At 65.5% G+C, this 22187-nt stretch carries 19 protein-coding genes; 12 read left to right on the top strand and 7 right to left on the bottom strand.

The window, feature by feature from the left end; all coding sequences use genetic code 11:
- Nucleotides 1-125: 125 nt before the first annotated feature.
- The 8 genes from XH98_RS34185 to XH98_RS34150 all read left to right on the top strand — a co-directional run bounded on the left by XH98_RS34185 (nucleotide 126) and on the right by XH98_RS34150 (nucleotide 6902).
- Nucleotides 126-1421 carry an amino acid deaminase gene (locus XH98_RS34185; RefSeq protein WP_271621183.1) on the top strand — a complete coding sequence of 432 codons (1296 nt, stop codon included), beginning with the start codon at nucleotides 126-128 and terminating at the stop codon, nucleotides 1419-1421.
- Between the two features lie 10 nt (nucleotides 1422-1431).
- Nucleotides 1432-2091 (top strand): amino acid ABC transporter permease, encoded by a 660-nt coding sequence (locus XH98_RS34180; protein ID WP_271621182.1) that lies wholly within the window; start codon nucleotides 1432-1434, stop codon nucleotides 2089-2091.
- Nucleotides 2092-2101: 10 nt separating this feature from the next.
- Nucleotides 2102-2752: an amino acid ABC transporter permease gene (locus tag XH98_RS34175; protein WP_271621181.1), complete on the top strand. Its 651-nt coding sequence runs from the start codon at nucleotides 2102-2104 to the stop codon at nucleotides 2750-2752.
- Nucleotides 2739-3467 (top strand): amino acid ABC transporter ATP-binding protein, encoded by a 729-nt coding sequence (locus tag XH98_RS34170; protein WP_271621180.1) that lies wholly within the window; start codon nucleotides 2739-2741, stop codon nucleotides 3465-3467. The genes XH98_RS34175 and XH98_RS34170 overlap by 14 nt, the downstream gene beginning before the upstream one ends.
- 47 nt (nucleotides 3468-3514) lie before the next feature.
- Nucleotides 3515-4312, top strand: a complete 798-nt coding sequence (locus tag XH98_RS34165) for a transporter substrate-binding domain-containing protein (protein WP_271621179.1) — start codon at nucleotides 3515-3517, stop codon at nucleotides 4310-4312.
- A 52-nt stretch (nucleotides 4313-4364) separates the two neighbouring features.
- Complete coding sequence (locus XH98_RS34160) at nucleotides 4365-4709, top strand: RidA family protein (RefSeq protein ID WP_057758116.1); 345 nt, start codon at nucleotides 4365-4367, stop codon at nucleotides 4707-4709.
- Nucleotides 4710-4770: 61 nt separating this feature from the next.
- Entirely contained in the window at nucleotides 4771-5796 is a 1026-nt protein-coding gene (locus XH98_RS34155; protein ID WP_271603101.1) for a succinylglutamate desuccinylase/aspartoacylase family protein, read from the top strand.
- 41 nt (nucleotides 5797-5837) lie between these two features.
- Complete coding sequence (locus XH98_RS34150) at nucleotides 5838-6902, top strand: LacI family DNA-binding transcriptional regulator (protein ID WP_271621178.1); 1065 nt, start codon at nucleotides 5838-5840, stop codon at nucleotides 6900-6902.
- Between the two features lie 9 nt (nucleotides 6903-6911).
- On the opposite strand, the gene XH98_RS34145 is transcribed toward XH98_RS34150, so the two are convergent.
- The 3 genes from XH98_RS34145 to guaB all read right to left on the bottom strand — a co-directional run bounded on the left by XH98_RS34145 (nucleotide 6912) and on the right by guaB (nucleotide 10165).
- Nucleotides 6912-7211, bottom strand: coding sequence for a hypothetical protein (locus XH98_RS34145; protein WP_271621177.1), 300 nt, complete (start codon nucleotides 7209-7211; stop codon nucleotides 6912-6914).
- A gap of 194 nt (nucleotides 7212-7405) precedes the next feature.
- Nucleotides 7406-8428, bottom strand: a complete 1023-nt coding sequence (locus XH98_RS34140; protein ID WP_271603104.1) for an NADP-dependent oxidoreductase — start codon at nucleotides 8426-8428, stop codon at nucleotides 7406-7408.
- Nucleotides 8429-8671: 243 nt separating this feature from the next.
- Nucleotides 8672-10165, bottom strand: coding sequence for an IMP dehydrogenase (guaB, locus tag XH98_RS34135; protein WP_271621176.1), 1494 nt, complete (start codon nucleotides 10163-10165; stop codon nucleotides 8672-8674).
- A gap of 371 nt (nucleotides 10166-10536) precedes the next feature.
- Between guaB and XH98_RS34130 the strand changes: the two genes are divergently transcribed.
- Complete coding sequence (locus XH98_RS34130) at nucleotides 10537-12027, top strand: MFS transporter (protein ID WP_057758124.1); 1491 nt, start codon at nucleotides 10537-10539, stop codon at nucleotides 12025-12027.
- A gap of 4 nt (nucleotides 12028-12031) precedes the next feature.
- Here the strand turns inward: XH98_RS34130 and XH98_RS34125 are convergent, their stop codons facing one another.
- A complete protein-coding gene (locus XH98_RS34125) occupies nucleotides 12032-12709 on the bottom strand; it encodes a response regulator transcription factor (RefSeq protein WP_271603106.1) in 678 nt (225 codons plus the stop codon).
- Nucleotides 12684-15248 carry an ATP-binding protein gene (locus XH98_RS34120; RefSeq protein ID WP_271621175.1) on the bottom strand — a complete coding sequence of 855 codons (2565 nt, stop codon included), beginning with the start codon at nucleotides 15246-15248 and terminating at the stop codon, nucleotides 12684-12686. Before XH98_RS34120 ends, XH98_RS34125 begins: the two co-directional genes overlap by 26 nt.
- Nucleotides 15249-15566: 318 nt before the next feature.
- On the opposite strand from XH98_RS34120, the gene XH98_RS34115 reads away from it, so the two are divergent.
- The 3 genes from XH98_RS34115 to XH98_RS34105 all read left to right on the top strand — a co-directional run bounded on the left by XH98_RS34115 (nucleotide 15567) and on the right by XH98_RS34105 (nucleotide 20354).
- Nucleotides 15567-17381: an autotransporter family protein gene (locus tag XH98_RS34115; RefSeq protein WP_271621174.1), complete on the top strand. Its 1815-nt coding sequence runs from the start codon at nucleotides 15567-15569 to the stop codon at nucleotides 17379-17381.
- A gap of 75 nt (nucleotides 17382-17456) precedes the next feature.
- Complete coding sequence (locus XH98_RS34110; protein WP_271621173.1) at nucleotides 17457-17648, top strand: hypothetical protein; 192 nt, start codon at nucleotides 17457-17459, stop codon at nucleotides 17646-17648.
- Between the two features lie 228 nt (nucleotides 17649-17876).
- Entirely contained in the window at nucleotides 17877-20354 is a 2478-nt protein-coding gene (locus XH98_RS34105) for an autotransporter family protein (protein ID WP_271621172.1), read from the top strand.
- A gap of 20 nt (nucleotides 20355-20374) precedes the next feature.
- On the opposite strand, the gene XH98_RS34100 is transcribed toward XH98_RS34105, so the two are convergent.
- Both XH98_RS34100 and XH98_RS34095 read right to left on the bottom strand, forming a co-directional pair.
- On the bottom strand, nucleotides 20375-21067 hold the full coding sequence (locus XH98_RS34100) for an RlmE family RNA methyltransferase (RefSeq protein WP_271603112.1): 693 nt from the start codon (nucleotides 21065-21067) through the stop codon (nucleotides 20375-20377).
- 1 nt (nucleotide 21068) lies between these two features.
- Nucleotides 21069-22154, bottom strand: a complete 1086-nt coding sequence (locus XH98_RS34095; RefSeq protein ID WP_271603113.1) for a Ppx/GppA phosphatase family protein — start codon at nucleotides 22152-22154, stop codon at nucleotides 21069-21071.
- Nucleotides 22155-22187: the final 33 nt, after the last annotated feature.

Genomic DNA, 22187 nt, shown 5'->3' with positions numbered 1-22187 from the left:
TTCCTTACCCCAATACCCTATCGCACCAAATTTGACCTCGGGATGCTCATTTTTGGCAGATGACAACGTTGTCATTCCCTCATATCGTCCTCTGCGCGGCCTTGAGCCGCGCGAGGGAGCGACCGATGCAGTTCTTGGCCCGGTGGGATAACGAGCGCCTGTCCGCGACGACGCGGGGCATTCCGCTTGTTGATGGCATTGCCACCGACGACATCGGCACCCGGGGCTGGCGACCTTCACGCGGAGATCTTGCCCTTCCCGCCCTCACCCTCGATGAGACCGCCTTCGCCGCCAATCGCGACCTCTTCCTGCGTTGGTGCAGGAGCAGCGGCGTTGTCGTTGCCCCGCACGCCAAGACGCCGATGTCCCCAGAGCTTGCGCGCTCGCTGCGCGAGGCCGGCGCCTGGGGCACGACTGTTGCGAACATCCAGCAGGCCGCTGTGCTGCTCAGCCATGGCGAGCGGCGCATTCTGCTGGCCAACGAGATCGGCGGACTTGCGGCTGGCCGACGGCTCGGCGCGCTGCTGAGCGCCTATCCCGATGTCGAGCTTCATGCCTTTGCGGATTCACCTGAGGCGGTCGCAACGCTGGCCGAGGCGGCGCGTGTTGCCGATAGGCGCGAGCTGTCCGTGCTGATCGAGCTCGGCGCAGGCCGCGCCGGCGCGCGCGATCGCGCCGCCGTCGAGGCGACGATGGCCGCGGTGCTGGCCGCCGATCGCCTCACCCTTGGCGGCGTTGCCGCCTACGAAGGTGCGGTCGCAACGGCCGACGCCGACGAAACCCTGCGCGCGATCGCAGCGCTGATGAAGCGCACCGTCGAGGCTTTCACCATGGTCCGCGCCGCTGCGCCTCGCCGGCCGCTGATCCTCAGTGCCGGAGGCTCCGCGTATTTCGATGTCGTGGCGCGCGCGCTCGCACCTTGCGCGCAGGCCGACGGCAACGCCACCATCGTGCTGCGCTCCGGCGCGCTGTTCTTTGCCGATCACGGCATCTATGCCCGCGCCTTCACCGAGCTCGACCGGCGCGGTGGTCTCCTCATCGACGGTACGCATCACTCGGCGGCGCAAAGCTTTCGACCGGCGCTGACGCTGTGGGCCGAAGTGCTGTCGCGTCCCGAAGCCGGACTGGCGATCGCAGGCTTCGGCATGCGCGATGCCTCCTTCGACCAGGGATTGCCGGTGCCGCTGAGCGTCTTTCGCGACGGCGTCGAACAGGATGGGCTCGCCGGGCGCCTGTCGGTCACGCGTCTCAACGACCAGCACGCCTTCCTGAACGTTGCGCCCGATAGCCCGCTCGCAGTGGGCGATATCATCGCGCTCGGTATCTCGCATCCTTGCACCTGTCTCGACCGCTGGCGCGTGATCTTCGGCCTCGATGCCGACGGCGTCGTGAGGCGCGCCCTTCCCACCCAGTTCGGCTGAGAGCACTACGATGAATTTCCTGCCGCTCTGGCGCTATCAGAACCAGCTCATCGACGGGGCCATGGTCACGCTCGAGCTGACGGTGATCTCGGCGTTGTGCGGACTCCTGATCGGCGTTGCCGGCGCGGTCGTGCTGAAGGGACGCAGCGCGCCGCTGCGTTTGATGGTGCGCGGCTACATCGAATTGTTCCGCAACACGCCCTCGCTGATCCAGATCTTCATCATCTTTTTCGTGCTGCCGAGTTTCGGCCTGAAGCTGCCAGCGTTCGAATCCGCTGCGGTCGCGCTGTCGCTGTATTTCGGCGCCTATTCGGTCGAGATCATCCGCGCGGGGCTCGATTCCATTCCGCCCAGCCAGGTTGAGGCCGGGCAATGCTTGGGGTTGTCAGGCTGGCAGGTGTTCCGTCACATCGTGCTGCCGCCGGCGCTGCGCAATGCCTATCCGGCCGTGACCAGCCAGTTCGTGCTGCTGCTGCTCGGCACCTCGCTCGCCTCACAGGTCGCGGCCGACGAGCTGTTTCATGTCGCCGGCTTCATCGAGAGCCGCACCTATCGCAGCTTCGAGGTCTACGCGGTGATCTGCGTGGTCTATTTCGCGATGGCGATGGCGTTCAAGGCGCTGTTCGCGATCATCGCGGCGGCCGCCTTCCGCTGGCCGCGACGGCGCTGAGGGACAGGCGATGCGCTCCTTCACCCTCATCGACTTCGTCTCGCTGTTTTCGGCCCTGCGCTGGACCGTCGCGTTGGTCGTGCTCGCGCTCACCTTCGGCGCGCCGCTGGCGCTCGGCCTCGCAATGGGTCGCATCAGCCGCTTCAAGGGCCTGCGCTGGGCGATGGCGGCGCTGATCCAGACCATCCAGAGCGTGCCGCTGCTCGGGCTGTTGTTCTTCTTCTATTTCGGCATGCCCGTCTTCCTCGGCATCCAGGTGCCCGCGATCATCGCGGTCACAGTCGCCTACACGCTCTACACCGCCGCCTTCCTCGGCGAGATCTGGCGCGGCGGGCTCGAGGCCGTGAAGCAGGCGCAGTGGGAGGCCGGTGCCTGCCTCGGCCTCTCCGCCTGGCAGCAGTTCCGCCACATCGTCGCGCCGCAGGCGCTGCGCCTGTCACTGCCGCCGACCGTCGGCTTCCTGGTGCAGCTGATCAAAGGCACCTCGCTCGCCTCGATCCTCGGCTTCGTCGAGCTCGCCCGCGCCGGGCAACTGGTGAGCGCGGCGACGTTCCAACCGCTGCTCACCTATGCGCTGGTCGCTGCGATCTATTTCGCGCTGTGCCTGCCGCTCACGCTCTGGTCCCGCTCCCTGGAGGCCCGCCTCGATGGCTCTCGTTGAAATTCGCGACGTGCACAAGACATTCGGCAAGACCGAGGTGCTCAAGGGCGTCTCGCTCGACGTCGAGGAAGGCGAGATCGTCACCATTATCGGCCGCTCGGGTTCGGGCAAGTCGACACTGCTCCGCTGCATCAACGCGCTGGAGAGCGTCGATTCTGGCGAGATCCGCGTCGAGGGCCAAAAGGTCCACGCCAAGATGCCGGACCTGAAGAAATTCCGTCAGCGCGTCGGCATCGTATTCCAGGCCTTCAATTTGTTTCCGCATCTGAAGGTCGAGCGCAACATTACGCTCGCCCCGCTGCTCACCGGCCGTATCGACAAGTCGAAGGCCCGCGCACTCGCCGAGGACGTGCTGACCCGCGTCGGCCTCGCCGACAAGATCGACGCCTGGCCGGAGCAGCTCTCTGGCGGCCAGCAGCAGCGCGTTGCGATTGCGCGGTGCCTGGCCATGGCCCCTCACCTCATGCTGTTCGACGAGGTGACCTCCGCGCTCGATCCTGAACTGGTCGGCGAAGTCCTCAAGGTGATGGAGGCGATGGCGAGGCAAGGCATGACCATGGTCCTGGTCACGCACGAGATGGGCTTTGCCCGCAACGTCGCCAACCGCATCGTCTTCATGCATCAGGGCCGCGTCTGGGAACAGGGCCCGCCGGCAAAGCTGTTCGCCAGCCCTGAAACACCCGAGCTCGCAAGCTTCATCGGTTCGGCGAAATGAACGTCGTCTCACCAATCCGGCCATCGTGCCGCCACCAGGAGAAAGCCATGAGAAAGCGGAAGTCCCTCTTCACGGTCGTAGCCGCGGCACTTGCCGTCCTCGCTGCGACAAGCCTTGCCAAGGCCGACAAGCTCCAGGACGTGCTCGGCGCGGGCAAGCTTCGCGTCGGTATCCTCACCGATGCCGCTCCCTGGGGCTTCAAGGACGACAAGGGCGAGATCGCAGGTCTCGATGCCGATCTCGCCAAGCTGATCGCGGCCGACATGGGCGTGAAGCTGGAGCTCGTCCCGGTGACGGGCCCGGCGCGCATTCCGAGCCTCTTGTCCGACAAGATCGACATGCTGATCGCAGGCCTCGGCGCCACACCGGAGCGCGCCCAGCAGGTGATGTTCTCGCAGCCCTATGCGGTGGTGAATCTCGGCGTCTACGGTGCGAAATCGATTCCCGCTGCCACCGGCAAGAAACCCGACAATCTGGAGGGGCGCACCGTCGCAGTCGCCAAGGGCACGACGCTCGACGTCTGGCTGACCGACAATGCGCCGAAGGTGAAGCTGGTGCGCTTCGAGGATACGCCGGCCGCGCTCGCCGCGTTCCTGGCGGGACAGGCCGACACCTTCGCCGAGAACAGCGCCATCGCGATCAAGGCGCAGGAGCAGAACCCGACCAAGGAGATCGAGCTCAAATTCCTGATCCGCCAGTCGCCCGCCCATGTCGGCGTGCGCCAGGGCGAGCAAAATCTGCTCAACTGGATCAACACCGATATCTTCACCAACAAGCTCAATGGCAAGCTCGGCGCGCTGCAACTGAAATGGTTCAAGGAAGAGCAGACGCTGCCGACGCTGTAAGTTCAGACCGGCTCCCGCGATTCTGCGGGAGCCGCCCGTAGGAGAATTCGAGATGATCAAACGTTATGTCGTCGGCTCGCGCATGAGTCAGGCCGTCGCGGCGGGCGGCATGGTGCACATCGCAGGTCAAGTCGCCGATGACCGCAAGGCGGGCATCGTGTCGCAGACGCAGCAGGTGCTCGCCAAGATCGACGCGTTGCTGAAGGAAGCCGGCTCCAACCGCTCCAGGCTGATCGCGGTCAACGTGTTCCTGCCTCACATCACCGACTTCGAGACCATGAACTCGGTCTACGACGCCTGGATCGACCCGGCCAATCCGCCGGCGCGTGCCTGCGTCGAAGCCCGCCTGGCCGATCCCGATCTGCGCGTCGAGATGACCGCGGTCGCGTTGCTCTGAGCGCCGTTCTTTTGTTCAACCTTTGGCCGCCACCGGCGACGGTGCGGCCGCGAGGCAAACCATGCATACCGGACTTTTCCACGAGATCGATTTCGAGAAGGACCAGAAATGGTCGGGCCATCTCGGCATTCCCTTTTCGATCGATCGATCGCCCTACTTCCAGCTCAAGATTCCGATCTTCCGGATCAAGAACGGTGCCGGCCCAAAGCTGCTGCTGATGGCCGGCAATCATGGTGACGAATATGAGGGCGAGATCACGCTGACGCGGCTGTATCGCCGGCTCGATGTTACGGCCGTCAAGGGCGAGATCACCATTCTTCCGTTCGCCAATCTGCCGGCGGTGATGGCGGCGCGCCGCCGCTCGCCGCTCGACGAGGGCAATCTCAACCGCGCCTTCCCCGGCGATGCCGGGGGCACGCCGACGTTCCGCCTTGCGCATTTCCTCGAGCACGAGCTGTTTCCGCGCCATGATGTCGTCTTCGACATCCATTCCGGCGGCACGTCGATGGCGCATGTGCCCTGCGCACTGATCGAGCGGCAGGGACCGCCCGAGATGTTCGGCCATGCGCTGCGCCTGATGGAAGGGCTTGGCATGCCCTTCGCCTTCGTCGCCGAGAACGGCGCCGCTGCACCGACCTCGATGGCCGCTGCCGCGCGTGCCGGCGCGATCGGCCTCTCGGGTGAATTCGGCGGCGGCGGCACCGTCACGCCGCAGACGATGGCGCTGACCGCGCGCGCCGTCGACCGCCTCCTGCTCGCGCTCGGCCTGGTTCAGGCACCTGTGCTCGGACCGCACGCGCCGGTCGAGCGCGCCAGCGAATTGCTGGCGCTGCAAAGCCACGCGCAGGCGGTGTTCGCGACACGCCGCGGCTGGTTCGAGCCGGCCGTCACCGTCGGCGCGCGGGTCAAGGCCGGCGACATCGCCGGCTGGTACCATGATTTCGAGCGGCCGGAGCTGGCGGAAGAGGTGCTGCGCTTCCCCGCCGACGGCATCGTGATCTCGCAACGCCTGCACACCGACAGCCAGAGCGGCGACTGCCTGGTCCAGGTCGGCCGCGGGCTCTCTCGCGACGAGGTAACGCGCTGAGCTTTGGAGAGACCACCGACTTCGACTAACCTTTGGAACCGATGACCGATCCGGCCAAGCCGAGCTATGACGATGTGGTGCGCATTCCGGCGCCGCCCGGCCGCAGCAATGCGACCGGGCGGCCGCCGCGCATCGAGGAGGTCGCGGAGCGCGCAGGCGTGTCGCCGATCACGGTGTCGCGCGTGCTGCGCCACCCCGAAAAGGTCAATCGCGAAACGCGCGAGCGCATCCTCGAAGTGATCGAAGCGACCGGCTATGCCTCCAACCCACATGCGCGCGCGCTGCGCTCGGGCCGCTCGAACGTGGTCGTCGCCTTTGTCTCCAACATCCTCAGCCAGCAGTTCGGCCTTGCCGTGCGCAGCTTCGCCGCAACGCTCGAGCCCGAGGGTTTTGAAGTGCTGGTCGGCCAGACCTCCTACTCCTATGCCAAGGAGGTTGCGATGATCCAGTCGCTGCGCGGCATCAGGCCCGCGGCGGTGATGTTCACGGGCGTGATCGAGCTCGAGGAGAATCGTGCCGCACTTGCCGAACTCGGAATTCCCGTGATCGAGACCTGGGCCTATCCGCGCGATCCCATCGACATGCTGGTCGGCCTGCCCAATGCCGATGCCGGCGCGATGGCGGCGCGCAGGCTGGCGACCGCCGGGCACCGCCGCGTCGCCTTCATCGGCCGCAGCAGCGGCCGTGGCGCGCTGCGCCGCGACGGATTTCGCGCAGCGGCGGCGCAGCTGGGGCTCACTGTTGTGCACGAGATCAGCGTCGGTGAAATCACCGGGCTCGTCGACGGTCGCGCCGCGTTCACCGCCCTGCTCGAGCGCGGCGACCGCGTCGATGCCGTGTTCTGCGCCAACGATCTGCTCGCAACCGGCGCGCTGATCGAGGCCCGCGCCCGCGGGCTCTCGGTGCCGCGCGATCTCGCCGTGCTCGGCTTCGGCGACAACGACGTTGCCGATCAGATTACGCCGGGACTCACCACCATCTCGTTCGATGCCGGGGCAGTGGGTCGTATCGCGGGCGAACTGCTACTGGCGCGGCTATCGGGCACGCCACGCGGCGCGCAGCAGCTGGCCGTCGATCTGTTCCTGATTGAACGCGGCAGCGTCTGAGCGGGCCGCTCAGGCGACGCTCTTGAGATCCTGCTGGATCGCGGCCAGCAACGACTGCAGCGCATCGCTGCTCACTGGCTTGGCCGCCGGATCATTGGCCTGCACGATCTTGGTTGGCTGGGCTGGCTTGACTGGACGACTGGGAAAACGCGGAGGAGGTGTCGGCATTGCCGGAGCGGCGAAGTCGCCCTCGTTCTCGCTATGCACGAACTTGCCGTGGATGACGTCGTCATGGCGGCCCATGACATACATGGCCGCCCAATAGCCGGCAGCCAGCAGGATTACGCAGAAAATACCGATCTCTAACATCGCAACACCCTAAATATGCGCGATGATTCAATGCCTTCACCCCCGGCGTCAATGAACCCTCGGTCACACATTGCGACTTTTACGGGCAGGTGTGGCCGATCGGTAACTATTCGTTAACCATCAACGTCTGGCGTGTGGCGGCAGCGCAACTCCAGGACGCTCCAAGCCTCCTGGAGACGCCAAAAGCCCAGGCTTTAGGCCTTGTCCGGCCCGACCCGGACCAGCTGCTTGCCGAAATTGGCGCCCTTCAGGAGCCCGATGAAGGCGCCGGGAGCGCTCTCCAGGCCCTCGGTGACGAATTCCTTGTACTTCACCTTGCCGTCACGGACCCACCCGGACATGTCGCGCAGGAAGTCGCCATGGCGCGAGGCGAAATCGGAGACGATGAAGCCACGGAAGGTCAGCCGCTTGGTCAGCGTCGCGCGCATCAGCGATGCGGCCCATTTCGGCGGCTTGGCTTCGGTGTCGTTGTAATGCGCGATCAGGCCGCAGACCGGCACGCGCGCGAAGGGATTGAGCAGCGGGAACACCGCCTCGAACACGGCGCCGCCGACATTCTCGAAATAGACGTCGATGCCATCAGGGCACGCGTCCTTCAGCTTCGCCGCCAGATCGGGATCGCGGTGATCGATGCAGGCATCGAAGCCGAGCTCCTTCACCACGTAATCGCACTTGTCCTTGCCGCCGGCGATGCCGACCGCACGCGCGCCCTTGATCTTCGCGATCTGGCCGACGGCGGAGCCGACTGCGCCTGATGCTCCGGCGACGACGACGGTCTCGCCGGCTTGCGGCTTGCCGATGTCGAGCAGGCCGGTGTAGGCGGTCATGCCGGGCATGCCGAGCACACCGATCGAGGTCGAGATCGGGCCGAGCCTGGGATCGACCTTGATGAGGCCCTTGCCGTTCGAGATCGCATGCGTCTGCCAGCCGGTGCGTGCGCGCACGATATCGCCTACCGCAAAATCAGGATTGTTGGAGGCTGCGACTTCGCTCACCGCCTCGCCTTCCATCACGCCGCCGACCGGCACCGGCGCGGCGTAGGACGGACCATCGCTCATGCGCCCGCGCATATAGGGATCGAGCGACAGCCAGATCGTGCGCAGCAGAACCTCGCCAGCGCCGGGCGTTGGCACTGCGAATTCCTCGATGCGGAAATCGGACGGCTTTGGTTCACCGACGGGACGCGCGGCGAGAACGATGCGTTTGGCTTGGGACATGGCTTCCTCCTGACTGCTTGTTGCAGTCATTTAGGAGGTAGGCGGGAATGAAGCAAATCCCAACACGCGCTGTCATGCCCCGCCTAGTGCGCAATTGCGCACGGGGGCGGGGCATCCAGTACTCCGAGACGATAGTGATTGAACCGGGAAGCCGCGGCGTACTGGATTCCCCGCCTTCGCGGGGAATGACGCCGCCGGTGAGGAGAGTGCGCCCAAACAAACGCGCAGCCGCGAGCGAAGCGCCTAACCCCCGCCCGGATAATTCGGCGCCTCGCGCGTGATGGTGACGTCGTGGACGTGGCTTTCGCGCAGGCCCGCGCCGGTGATGCGGACGAACTGCGCCTTCTCGTGCAGCTCCTTCATGTCCTTGGCGCCGACATAACCCATCGCCGCACGGAGGCCGCCGGCGAGCTGGTGCATGACGTTGCCGACCGGGCCCTTATAGGGCACCTGGCCTTCGATGCCTTCAGGCACGAGCTTGAGCGAGTCCTTGATGTCCTGCTGGAAGTAGCGGTCGGCAGATCCCCGCGCCATCGCGCCGACCGAGCCCATGCCGCGATAGGCCTTGTAGGAACGGCCCTGCCACAGGAACACTTCGCCGGGAGTCTCGTCGGTGCCGGCGAGCAGCGAGCCGACCATGGCGACGTCGGCGCCGGCGGCGAGCGCCTTGGCGAGATCGCCGGAGAACTTGATGCCGCCGTCGGCAATGACGGGAATGTCGGACTTCTTGGCCGCCTCGACCGCGTCCATGATCGCGGTGAGCTGCGGCACGCCGACGCCGGCGACGATGCGCGTCGTGCAGATCGAGCCCGGGCCGATGCCGACCTTGATGCAATCAGCGCCCGCATCGATCAGCGCCTGCGCGCCGTCCGAGGTCGCGACATTGCCGGCGACGACCTGCACCGAATTTGAGAGACGCTTGATGCGGTTCACCGCATGCAGCACGTGGCGGGAATGGCCGTGCGCGGTGTCGACGACGACGAGGTCGACGCCGGCATCGATCAGGCGCTCGGTGCGCTCGAAGCCGGTGTCACCGACGGTGGTGGCGGCGGCGACGCGCAGGCGCCCTTGCGCGTCCTTGCAGGCGAGCGGATGGGCGACCGCCTTCTCGATGTCCTTGACGGTGATCAGGCCGACGCAGCGATATTGATCGTCGACCACCAGCAGCTTCTCGATGCGGTGATGATGCAGCATCCGCTTGGCTTCGTCCTGGCTGACATTCTCGCGCACCGTGACGAGGTTCTCGTGCGTCATCAGCTCGGAGACTTTTTGCCGGCGGTCGGTGGCAAAACGCACGTCGCGGTTGGTGAGGATGCCGACCAGCTTGCCGGGCGTCGCCTTGCCTGCACCGGTGACGACGGGAATGCCGGAGATGCCGTGATCGCTCATCAGCTTGAGCGCATCGTCGAGCGTGGCCTCGGGGCTGATGGTGAGCGGGTTCACCACCATGCCCGACTCGTACCGCTTGACCTGCCGCACCTGGGCGGCCTGCCCTTCCGGATCGAAATTGCGGTGGATGACGCCGAGGCCGCCGGCCTGCGCCATGGCGATCGCCATGCGGGCCTCGGTGACCGTGTCCATGGCGGAGGCCATGATCGGGATGTTGAGCGGGATGGCGCGGGTGACGCGGGAGCGGATGTCGACCTCGCCCGGCATGACGTCGGACAGGCCCGGCTTGAGCAGCACGTCGTCGAACGTAAATGCTTCGCGGATGCCCTGAAGTTGCACCGTGGCCATATGCCAACTCCTTCCTGCGGCCCTGCCGCAAATGAGAATGGATGAGCGCCGCCCTCGGCGTACCTTGCGGCATCGCCTTGAGAATCGGAGCCCATCGGTGGGGTTGACGCGGGTCGATAGCATGTCCGCGTGACGAATCAAAGCAAATCGGCCCGCTGGCCAGCCATGCACAGGCTTTTTACGTGAATTTAGCGGGGATTGCCCAGCGCCCCCCGGTCATTCCGGGGTGCGTCGAAGTCGCGAGCCCCGGAATGACGTAGGAGCGAGCGCAGGATTTAGGTGCTATGCGTCGATCTGCAATGGTCCTGCCGGGGTGGCGGTGATAAGCCGAAATTCTCGCCCTCCCACCCCATTTCCATGACCAACCCGACATGATCGACAAGCAACGCATCATTCCGCTGATCGTGGCCACGGCTCTCTTCATGGAGAACATGGATTCCACCGTCATCGCCACCTCGCTGCCGGCGATCGCGGCCGATATCGGCACCAGCCCGCTGACGCTGAAACTCGCGATCACCTCGTACCTGCTGTCGCTCGCCGTGTTCATCCCCGCGAGCGGCTGGACCGCTGACAGGTTTGGCGCGCGTCTGGTGTTCGCGATCGCGGTCGGCGTGTTCATGATCGGCTCGGTCGGCTGCGCGCTGTCAGGTTCGGTCACCGGCTTCGTGTTCGCACGCATCCTGCAAGGCATGGGCGGCGCGATGATGACGCCGGTGGGACGCCTCGTGCTGCTGCGCTCGGTCGACAAGAGCGCGCTCGTCAACGCGATGGCCTGGGTGACGGTCCCTGCCCTGATCGGTCCCGTGATCGGCCCGCCGCTCGGCGGCTTCATCACCACCTACGCGTCTTGGCACTGGATCTTCCTGATCAATATCCCGATCGGGCTGCTCGGCATCTTCATGGCCTTGAAGTTCATCGATCCGATCAAGAGCGAGACGCAGGAGAAGTTCGATCTCTACGGCATGGTGCTCGCCGGCGTCGGACTTGCAGGCATCGCCTTCGGTCTTTCGGTCGCAGGCCTCAATTTGTTGCCGTGGAGCACGGTGGCGGCCCTGGTCGCCGGCGGCGCGATCTCGATGACGCTCTACGTCATCCATGCCCGGCGGACGGGCTCGCCAGTGCTGGATTTCTCGCTGCTCAGGCTGCCGACGCTGCGCGCGGCGATTATCGGCGGGTTCCTGTTCCGACTCGGCATCGGCGCCCTGCCCTTCCTCTTGCCATTGTTGATGCAGATCGGCTTCGGGCTCACGCCATTCCACTCCGGTCTCGTCACCTTCTCCTCCTCGCTCGGTGCCATGGGCATGAAGACGCTGGCGGCACGGCTCATCCGCGCCTTCGGCTTCCGCAACCTGATGACGGTGAATGCGATCGTCAGCGCGTTCTTCCTCGGCGTCTGCGCGCTGTTCACGGTGACGACGCCGCTTCTGATCATCATGGTCATCCTGGTGGTCGGCGGTTTCTTCCGCTCGCTGGAGTTCACCGCGATCAACACCGTGGCCTATGCCGAGGTCGAGAGCCCGCAGATGAGCCGGGCCACCACGCTGGTCAGCGTCAACCAGCAGCTCGCCGTCTCCGCCGGCGTCGCGGTCGGAGCCGCCTCGGTGGAGACGACGATGTGGCTGAACCACGTCAGCGAGCTCAACGCCACCGTGTTCATGCCGGCCTTTGTCGTGGTGGCGCTGACCTCGGCGGCATCGAGCTTTTTCTTCTGGCAGATGCCCGCCGATGCCGGCCACGAGATCTCCGGCCGCAAGGCGATCGAGGTTGCAAGCCGCAAGGGCGCGGCGAAGAGCGCCGCGAGCGCCGCGGTCAAGGCGGCGACGGAAGACACGCAGGACATGCGGGATCAGCGGCTGGGGTGAGGACCTATGCCTGGAGCGGCATCAGCGCATAGCCGACGCCGCGGATGGTTGCGATCGGAGCGGCCGTTCCCTCGTACTGCATCTTGCGACGCAGCCGCACGATCAGATTGTCGACCGTGTGCTCGCTGATCTCGCGCGGATCGCGATTGGAGATGACGTCGAGCAGGAAATCGCGGCTTAGCGGCCGCGTCATTTGCGCGGCAAGAGCCGCGAGGATGTTGAATTCACCCGAGGTCAGCTTGACCATGCTGCCGTCGGGCCGAAACAGCTCGCGCCGGACCGGATCGAGAATCCATCCGTCGAACGTAATGATCTTTTCCTTGGTCCGCCGCAATACGCTGCGGATGCGGGCAAGCAGCGTTCGCAGATTGATCGGCTTGGAGATATAGTCGTCACCGCCAGCCTCGAGCCCGGACAGAACGTCGTCATCGGAATCGCGGCTGGTGACGAAGATCAAGCCGCATTGCTCCCCGAGCCGCAATTCACGCGCGAGCGCAATACCGTCAGCGTCCGGCAGGTTGATGTCGAGCAGGACGATGTCGGGCCTGAGCGCAGCGAGCCCCGCACGCAGCTCGCCGCCGGTCGCCATGCCGTGCGTAACCATGCCCTCTTCCTGGAGGAACGACGTCAGCATCAGCCGGATCTCCGGCGCGTCCTCAACCACCAGTATGATCGTCGACATTGGTTCCTTCGAACGCGCGGTTGGTTGAAGCGGGCGCCAGCCTGCCCTGAGCGGCGACATCCAGCTCCCGCAGCACGAGCCTGATCTGCCGCCTGAGCGCCTTCACGGCTTCGTCCCGGTCGCCGCGGCTCACCCCGGCAGTCTTCGCCGCCAGCAGCGCGTCATCGGCGCGCGCGGCGAGTTCAGGCATTCGTAGGTTTGCCGCGCTCCCCCTGATGCGGTGGGCGATGCTTGCGAGATCCTTCGGCGCCAAGTCGCGGCGCGCCAAGTCGCGGTCGAGTTCCACGAGGCTGTCGGCGAACAGCCCCTGCAATTCATCGATGCGATCACGCTCAAACACCTCTTCGAGCGCGAACGATCCGTGCGCCTGCGGCGGTGCCAGAAACGCCTCGATCCTCCAGACGATGTCATCAGCGGCGAGCGCGGGCGCCAGCGCGAGATCGGCGCCCTCCTCCAGCAGCATCGCGGCTTGGCCATCGGAGGGAATGCCGATGATGAACATGCCTTTGCCTTCCCCTGCGGTGCGCTCGCGCAGCGATCGCAGAAATCCCGAGGGCGGGGCGACCGCCACCAGCGCGGCGAATTCCCGCGCAGACACCATCGTGCCGGCCGCCTCAAACGATTGGGCCGGAAAAACGCGAAATCCGAGTTGCTGGAGCGGAGCGTGCGCTGCCTTGCGTTCGTCGCCCACCACGAGAACGTCGCCACCAGCTTTCAGGGAAATGCTCGGGCCGGATACCGGCCAGCGCCGGGATTGCAGCGCGGCCTCGATCGCCGCGTGCAGGGCGGCGACGTCGATCGGCTTCGCCAGATGTCCGTCCATACCCGCGGCGAGGCACGCGGCGACATCCTCCGACATGACGTTGGCGGTGAGCGCAACGATCGGAACCCGGCTGTGCGGAGGCGCCAGGGCGCGGATTCGACGCGTCGCCTCGAGCCCATCCACGTCAGGCATCTGCATGTCCATCAGGACCGCATCGAATCGCGCGCACTGCACGAGTTCGATCGCCTGCTCGCCCGATTTGACCAGCGCGATGCTGTGGCCAGCCTTTTCCAGAATCCCGCGCGCGACCATCGCGTTGACGGGAAGGTCCTCGACGAGCAGCAGATTGAGCCGCCTGACATGTAGAGCCGCCGCCTCGACCACATCGCGCCCCACCGGCTCACGGGTTGCCGGCAGCGGCAAGCTGAAGCGAAAGCGGCTGCCCCGCCCCGGCGTGCTCTCGACGTCGATCTCGCCGTTCATACCGTCGACGAGCCGCTTGCAGATCGCAAGTCCAAGTCCAGTGCCGCCGAAGCGACGCCGGATCGACGCGTCCGCCTGGCCGAACGCCTGGAAGAGGTGCGCCCGTTGCTCCGGCGTGATCCCGATGCCGGTATCCGACACGCAGAACGTGGTCCGTGCCTGCTGGTCCGGTCGAGCGGCCGTGACTTCGATGGTGACGCTGCCCTGGCTGGTGAACTTCAGGGCGTTGCCGATCAGGTTGAACAGGATCTGCCGCACCCGCGACGGATCGCCGAGCACCCATTGCGGCACCAACGGCGAGAGCACCAGTTGCAGGCTCAATCCCTTTTCCTGCGCCCGCGGCGTCATCAGATTGACGATCTCGCGCAGGCTCTGCCGGAGATTGAACGGCGCGCGCTCATAGAGCTCGGCTTGCCGTTCGAGCTTGGAGATGTCGAGAATGTCGTCGAGGATGTTGAGGAGCCCCTCCGCCGACGATTTGATGATCGACAGACGCTTGCGTTGCGAGGGCGGTAGCGGCTCGTCGAGCGCCAGTTGCGCCATGCCGAGGATGCCGTTCATGGGCGTGCGGATCTCGTGGCTCATGACCGCAAGGAAGTCCGCCTTGACGTTCGCGGCCGCTTCCGCCGCATCCTTGGCCTCGCGCAAATCGAGGTTGATCTGCCGCTCGCGCGCGATACGCAGATATTCCTCGCGCCGGAGCCGGTTGAACTGTGTACGCGCCACGGCGCCGACGACGTAGCCGACCAGCACGATCAGCATGATGATCGTGAGATCGAGCGGGCTCTCCGGATCCGGCCTCAGCACGGCCCAGAACAACAGGCTGACGATCGGCGCATAGGCGCTCATCAATGCAACCCAGCGAAATCGCCCGGGGACGCACAGGTTGAGCGCGATGGCGATCAGCGGCAGCAGCAATCCGCCGTGACGAGTAAGGCTAGGATGGTTGAAGACCAGAGCGTTGAGCGTGAAGAACGCAATCTGATGCAGATGCGTGATCGCGACGATGCGGGCATAGCGGTTCGTCCGCAGCAGCGCCAGCACGGCGGCAGCCGCCGCGAGCCCGATCAGGACCCGCACCTCCACGAAGAAAACCAGCCGAGGGCCGGTCAGCATCAGGAAATCCAGCGGCGCGAAGGACAGGCTCGCGACCGTCTCGGCGAGGACACATAGCAGGGCCATCGCGCGCGCCGACTGCCAGACGCTCGCGGAGAACGCCTCCTCCGTCGTGCTGTCGCGAAACTCGCCGGTCTTGCCGATCAATCCGGGAAGGTCAAATTCTACCGCCGGCATCCCGGCCTATCCTCACGCTCGTCACTTGCGGCCTTCAATTGCAGAAGTGATCGGCTCTCGTCCAGAGCCAATGTCGATGCAGCTTCTTCACTTCAGGCTAGCAGGATTCCGGCGCGGTACGACCCCGCCGTCGCAAAGATCAACCCGCATTGATGGTCGTTTCCCGCCCTTTCGCCTAGGAGCCATTTTCAGTCGATCCCAGACACCTCCGACGTCGCGTCGCCGGGCTCTGCGGTCGTTGACCGGCCGCGCCGTCAGTGCGGTCCCGCATCAAGGTCAGTCTTTCGGCAGCGATGCGGACAGGTTGGGGATTGGGGTATGATTTTCTTTGTTAACGCCGCGCGCGCAGGCCTTGCCCGCGTCAAGCAGGTCACCTCGGCGGCGGCACTGGCTGTATCCCGCCTGGTCGTGCTGCTCGCGCTCGCCCAGGCGATCGGCGTCGGCTCGGCCCTCGCGGCGGCCACCTGCGCCGACATCAATGGCGGCGCGTTCAATTGGAGCGGAGACAACCAGTCCACCACGGTGTCGCTGACCGCCGGCGACATCATCACGCTGAACTACACCTTTGTCGTCGACACGACGTTCTTCTACGGCATCGAATTCGGTGTCGGCGGTCATTATGCCGATGGCTCCGGCACGGTATCGGGCTCGCTGCATGTCACGGTGACCACGACGGGCACACAGACGTTCAGCTGGCGCTCACTGAGCGAAGGCATACCGTCCCAGATCGATGTCACCGTGGCTTGCACGGCTGCGCCCAGTCCCGGCCCCGTGGTGACCAGCACCAATCCGGCGTCGGGTCCGGTCGCCGGACAGCAAACGACGATCCTGATCGGCCAGCATCTCACCGGCGCCACATCGATCAAGTTCGGCGGCGTCAACGTGCTCAGTTTTACGGTACTGAGCGCGACGCAGATCTCGGTGGTGACGCCGCCGCATGCGGCGGGCGCAGTCGACGTCACCGTCACGACGCCGCTCGGCTCGGCCACGGGGACGGCCATCTATCGCTATGCCGCCATGCCGGATCCGACCGCAGATCCGACGATCAAGGCGATGGTCGACTTCCAGGTCCACACCGTGCAGGTGATGGGTCAGCAACAGATGGACAACGTGCAGGACCGGCTGACCGAGTTGCACAATGACGACGTGCCCCTGGTGAGCAACAGGGCCTCGTTCGCGCAGATGCCGGCCCCGCAGCGTCAGTATGGCTTGCCGGCGGATGCAACGCCGACGATAGGCTCCGCATCCGATACAGCGCGGCGAAGGTCGAAAGACGGACAGGCTGAACCCGTGGTGGCCGCTCCCGATTCGTCGCTCCGCTACTGGACTGCCGGCGCGCTGCAATTCGGCCGGGACACGACTTACGTCGATGCCAAGTACAACGTGTCCTCGACCGGCATGACCGCCGGCGTCGACACGCGCCTCGCCCCAAATCTGAAAGCCGGCGTTGCCGCGGGCTTCGGCATCGATCACGCCACGATCGGCAGCAATGGCTCGCGCATCGATGCCAATGTCTGGTCGGCGCAGGCCTATGCCAGCTACCGCGTGGCACCGCTCTGGTTCATGGATGGCGTCCTCGGCTATGCGAGAGGCCGGCTTGCAAATTATCGCTACGACAGCACCGCATTGGCGTTCGGCGCCGGAGACCGGTCGGCCGGCGACCTGTTCGGCTCGCTGTCGGTGAACCACGAGATCAAGATCGATCGCTGGAAGATCGCGCCCTACGCGCGGCTCGACCTGCAATGGATCTGGCTCGACGGCTACGCCGAGACCGGCGCGGGCATCTACAATTTGACCTTCGACCGGACGTCGGCCGTCGATGCCGCCGGCGTGCTCGGGACGAAGTTCAGCCATATGATGGACACTTCGGCCGGCGCCCTTAAATCGAGCCTCGAACTCGCCTATCGCCACAGCTTCAATGGCGCCTACACGCAGATTGCCTATTACGGCTTCGATGCGGCGACGACCTACAGCCTGTTCGGTCTGGCAGAGAAGCACGACCATGCCTTGATCGGTCTCGGCTTCGAGCTGCAAGTGAACAAATCACTCAGCCTCACCGCACGATTCGACGAGCTGCTTGCAAATCAGGCGAGAAGCGAGCGCGCCCGGGCGCAGGTCAAGTTCGCGTTCTGAGGAAGCGTTATTGCCGGCTCGGTCCGAATCTCACGCACACCGGACGATTTTCACCAGTGATCAGGAGGCCCAGACATGATCGATGCAAGCAGTCCTGCGCGCGCCAGGTTGACCAGCCGGCGCCCAGCCCAGAACGAAACGGCCTGGCTGCTGGCCGTAGCCGCCGCATTTCTCTTCGTTCACGTCGTCGCCTTGACGATCCTCCAGCGCGCCTTCGCAGCCCATACGGCTGCCGGGCAATCGGCGATATCGGAGCTGTGCGACTGACCTGGCTGGCGCCGACACCGAATGTGGAGCAAGCCGGCCCAATCTCCAGCATCAACGCGCGTTGATGGTGGATTCCCCGCCCTTCGCCTAACTGGGCATCAGTCGATCCAGACACGCAAGGTCGTGTGTCGCGCGAATTTGCAGGCCGTTCGAAGGCCGCACATCCCGCCCCTGGCGGGTCCGCCGAAACGAATGCTCGGCCTGGGTCCGAACGAGGGGGCGGGTAGAATGATCTCTTTTTATTTCGATATGCTTGCGCGCCGCAACCGGCTTCGGTTGAGGCAGTCAAGCTTCGCCACGATGCTGGCCATCTTCGCGTTCTTCATCATGCAAGGCACCGCCCGTGCAGATCGGATGCTGCCGAACGCAACGGTCGGTACGGCATATTCCCAATCCGTCACGGTCTATACCGACACCGTCTCGTGCAACCCACAGGCCTGGGGGTTCAACAATTTTCCCGGCATCACTTTCACCAACACCACCAACCCTTTCGGTTCGAAGACCTGCTCCTTCTCGCTGACTGGCACGCCCACCGCGGCAGGGACGGTCACCGGCTTCTTCACCTTCTTGACCGGGTCGTCGAACCACCCGCCGGATTCTACGACGGGCGCGAGTTTCACCCTCTATTATCAGCTCACGATCGACAAGACGTCACCGTCGCTCTCCGTCTCGCCCTCGCCTTCGCCGGTCGCCTATGCCAGCCCGCTCACGCTGACCGCGACGTTGGGCAACAGCTACTCGCCGACCGGAACGGTCACATTCTACGATGGCGGGACCCCGATCGGCACAGCGACCGTCTCGGGCACGACCGCCAGCCTGACATTGAGCAACCTTTCGGTCGGCTCGCATACGATCACGGCGAGCTATGATGGCGATTCCAACAACAATCCCGCGACGGGCGGGACGACAGTACCGGTCACACGAGCGACGCCCTCGATCGCAGTCAACGCCTCCTCGACGGCCGCGAGCAACGGCATGTCGGTCGCCGTGGTCGCGGCAGTGACTGGCGCAGGTTCCCCGACCGGCACCGTGACTTTCTACGAAGGCTCGACACAGCTCGGCAGCGCTGCCCTCTCGGGCTCGAGCGCCATCCTGATGCTCTCCTCTTATCCACTGGGCTCGCACACGTTCACCGCGATCTACAATGGCGACATCAACAATGCCTCTGTGAGGTCGGCGGCAGCCACAATGCCGGTCGTCAAGGCGGCAACGACGCTCTCGGTCTCGAGCGCGACGACATCACCTGCCGCCGCGCAATCGGTCACCCTCACCGCGACGCTGTCGAGCGCAATTTCGCCGACCGGCGCCGTCACGTTCAAGGACGGCACGGCCGTTTTGGGGACCGCGACCCTGTCGGGCACGACTGCGATTTTCACGACGCCGGCCCTGGCGATGGGTGCACATTCGATCACGGCCGTGTATGCGGGCGATAGCAAAAATGCGGGGGCGACCTCGAGCGCGATCACACTGACCGTGGGCCGCTCCGATCCGACCGGCGACGCGACGGTGCGTGGGCTGGTCGGCTCCCAGGCGTCGAGTGCCGTGCGGTTCGGCCAGACCCAGATCGACAACGTCTTCAGCCGTTTCGAGGCGCTGCATGATGAGGGCGACGGCGAGGCGCACGCCGGCGGCAGCAATAGTCAGGCTTCTCGGAGCGGAGCTGCAAACGGAATGGTCGCCTCCGCGGGCGGCCTCGGTGGCAACCGCACGGCCGCCGCGCTCAACAGCCAGGCGGATGCGGCATCAGCCCTTGCCTATGACAGTGACCTGCCGATTCACAGTCCCGCGACGCAGAGCGACGCCGGCCGCGCCATCAGCCAGCTCTCGGCGGCGCTGCCGCAAGCGATGGACGCGCTCAACAAGACCAATGCGCTGCCGTTCCATGTCTGGGCCTCCGGCACTGTCGGCTTCGGCCGTCTGCGCAGCGACGACAGCTTCGACAATCGCTTCACCTCCTCGGGCCTGACGCTCGGCTTCGACCGCCACATCACGGATGGACTGAAGGCGGGCGCCGCGCTCGGTTTCGGCCTCGATCGGAGCGAGATCGGCAGCGACGGCTCGCGGGTCGATGCACGCAATTTCGATGCGACGCTCTACGCGAGCTGGCGCTTCCTGCCGCGCACCTATCTCGACATCGCCGGAGGCTATGGCGTCCTCCGCTTCGACAGCAAGCGCTGGTCGAACGACTGCAACGTCATGCTAGCAGGAACACGCTCGGGCAACGACGTGTTCGGTACGGTCGGGGTCAGCGACATCTCCCAATGGGACCGCCTCAAGCTCTCCTCCTATGGCCGGCTTGACCTCGTCAGAGCCGCGCTCGAGGGTTACGCCGAGACCGGTTCGGGCACCTGGGCACTGGGCTACGACAGGATGACGACGACGAGCATCGCCAGCGTGCTCGGCGGCCGCCTCACCTACCCAGTGCTGCAGAGCTGGGGTGTGCTGACGCCAACCGCGCGCGCGGAATGGCGGCACGCCTTCGACGGAGGCTACGTGCAGGGCCTGAACTATGTCGATCTCGTCGGCCTGAGCTCCAACTACTCGATCTCAGGCACGTCCACGGCGCGTGACACACTCACCGGCGGGCTTGGCTTGCGGGCCGAGGTCGGCGGCGCGCTCAGCCTCGATCTCGAATATCTGCTGACGAGTTCGGTGAGGGGGATCGAGAGCCAACGGGTGCGCGGCGCGATGAAGTACGGCTTCTGAGAGGAAGGGACGTGCCCCGCCTAAGCCTCGCTCCTCGCTGCACCGCGAAATCCGGTCGCCAGCACATAGCGCTCGGAGGAATCCTGCCGGCTCGCGGCGGGCTTGACATGTCGCACCGTCGCAAAGTCGCGCTTGAGCTGCGCGAGCAGATCGGCGTCGGCACCGCTCTGGAAGGTCTTGGCCAAAAACGTCCCGCCGGGCTTGAGCACATCGCAGGCAAAGGCTGCCGCCGTCTCGACCAGGCCGACGATGCGGAGCTGGTCGGTCTTGCGGTGGCCGGTGGTGTTGGCGGCCATGTCGGACATCACGACATCGGCGCCGCCGCCCAGCATCGCGGTGAGTTTTTCCGGCGCGGCATTGTCCATGAAGTCAAGCTGGGCGAAGTCGACGCCGGGGATTTCAGGCATCTCCAGCAGGTCGATCGCGACGACCTTGCCCTTGCCGTCGACCGAGCCGACGCGCTTGGCGGCGATCTGGCTCCAGCCGCCGGGCGCAGCGCCGAGATCGACCACGGCCATGCCTGGCTTCAGCAGCCGAAACTTGTCGTCGATCTCGAGCAGCTTGAACGCCGCCCGCGAGCGATAGCCCGCGGCCTTCGCCTTGGCGACATAGGGATCGTTGAGCTGCCGCTCCAGCCACAGCTTCGACGACAGCTTGCGCTTGCCGCCGGTCTTGACCTGAACGTGCAAGCGGCCGGTGGTGTCTTTCGCCATCTCACCAGCTCCTGAGCGCGCCGTCCTCGCGCATCATCTCGACCAGCATGCCCTCGCGCAGGCCCCGGTCGGCGACGCGCAGGCGCGGCAGCGGGAAGGCGTGCCTGATGGCATCGAGGATGGCGCAGCCTGCCAGCACCAGATCGGCGCGCTCGACGCTGATGCAGCTGTTGCCCGCGCGGTCCTCGTAGCTCATGCCGAGCAGCTTGTTGATGGTCGCGGTGATGTCGGTATCGTTCATCCAGATGCTGTCGATGCGGCGACGGTCGTAGCGGACGAGATTGAGATGGATGCCGGCGAGCGTCGTCACCGTGCCCGACGTGCCGAGCAGATGCATGTCGGTGAGATCGCGGCCGTGCTCCGCGGCGAAGGGCGCAACGTGACCCGCGACCTCCTGCTCCATCGCGGCATAGATCTCCGGCGTCACGTCACGACCACCAAACTGCTCGGCCAGTGTCACGACGCCAAGCGGGATCGACATCCAGGCCTTGATCCGCGGCTCCGGATTGGCGGGATCGCGCTCGATCCGCACCAGCTCGGTCGAGCCGCCGCCGATGTCGAAGAGGATGGCGCCGCGGCCCCTGGGATCGACCAGCGGCGAGCAGCCGAGCATGGCGAGCGAGGCCTCGGTCTCGCGGTCGATCACCTCGAGCTCGATACCGGTCTCGGCCGCGACGCGGCTGCGAAAACCTTCCGCATTCGAGGCGGCGCGGCAGGCTTCAGTGGCGATCAGCCGCAGCCGCTTGGCCTTGCGCAGGTTGATCTTGTCCCGGCAGATGCTGAGCGCGGCGATGGCGCGATCGATCGCGGCCTCGCTGATGCACCCCGTGGCCGAGACGCCCTCGCCGAGCCGGATGATGCGCGAGAAGGAATCGACCACGCGAAAGCCGTCGTGGGTCGGACAGGCGATCAGGAGCCTGCAATTGTTGGTTCCGAGGTCCAGCGCCGCATAGACTCCGGTTCCCGGTGCCCGCGCAGGGACCGCAGGCTCGATGGCCAACGCCACCGCCGCCATCGACCCCTCCAGCTCGCCGTGCGGCCCATGTTGGCTTACATGGCCGTCGCGGAGCCGCGTGTGGTCATTCATACAAACTGTCTTTCCACGGCCCCTAAGGGGCCG

The sequence above is a fragment of the Bradyrhizobium sp. CCBAU 51745 genome (genome assembly GCF_028128715.1).
In the GTDB taxonomy this organism is placed as follows: domain Bacteria; phylum Pseudomonadota; class Alphaproteobacteria; order Rhizobiales; family Xanthobacteraceae; genus Bradyrhizobium; species Bradyrhizobium manausense.
Note: the sequence above shows the minus strand (reverse complement) of the source record. Positions and strands in the feature narration are given on the sequence as shown.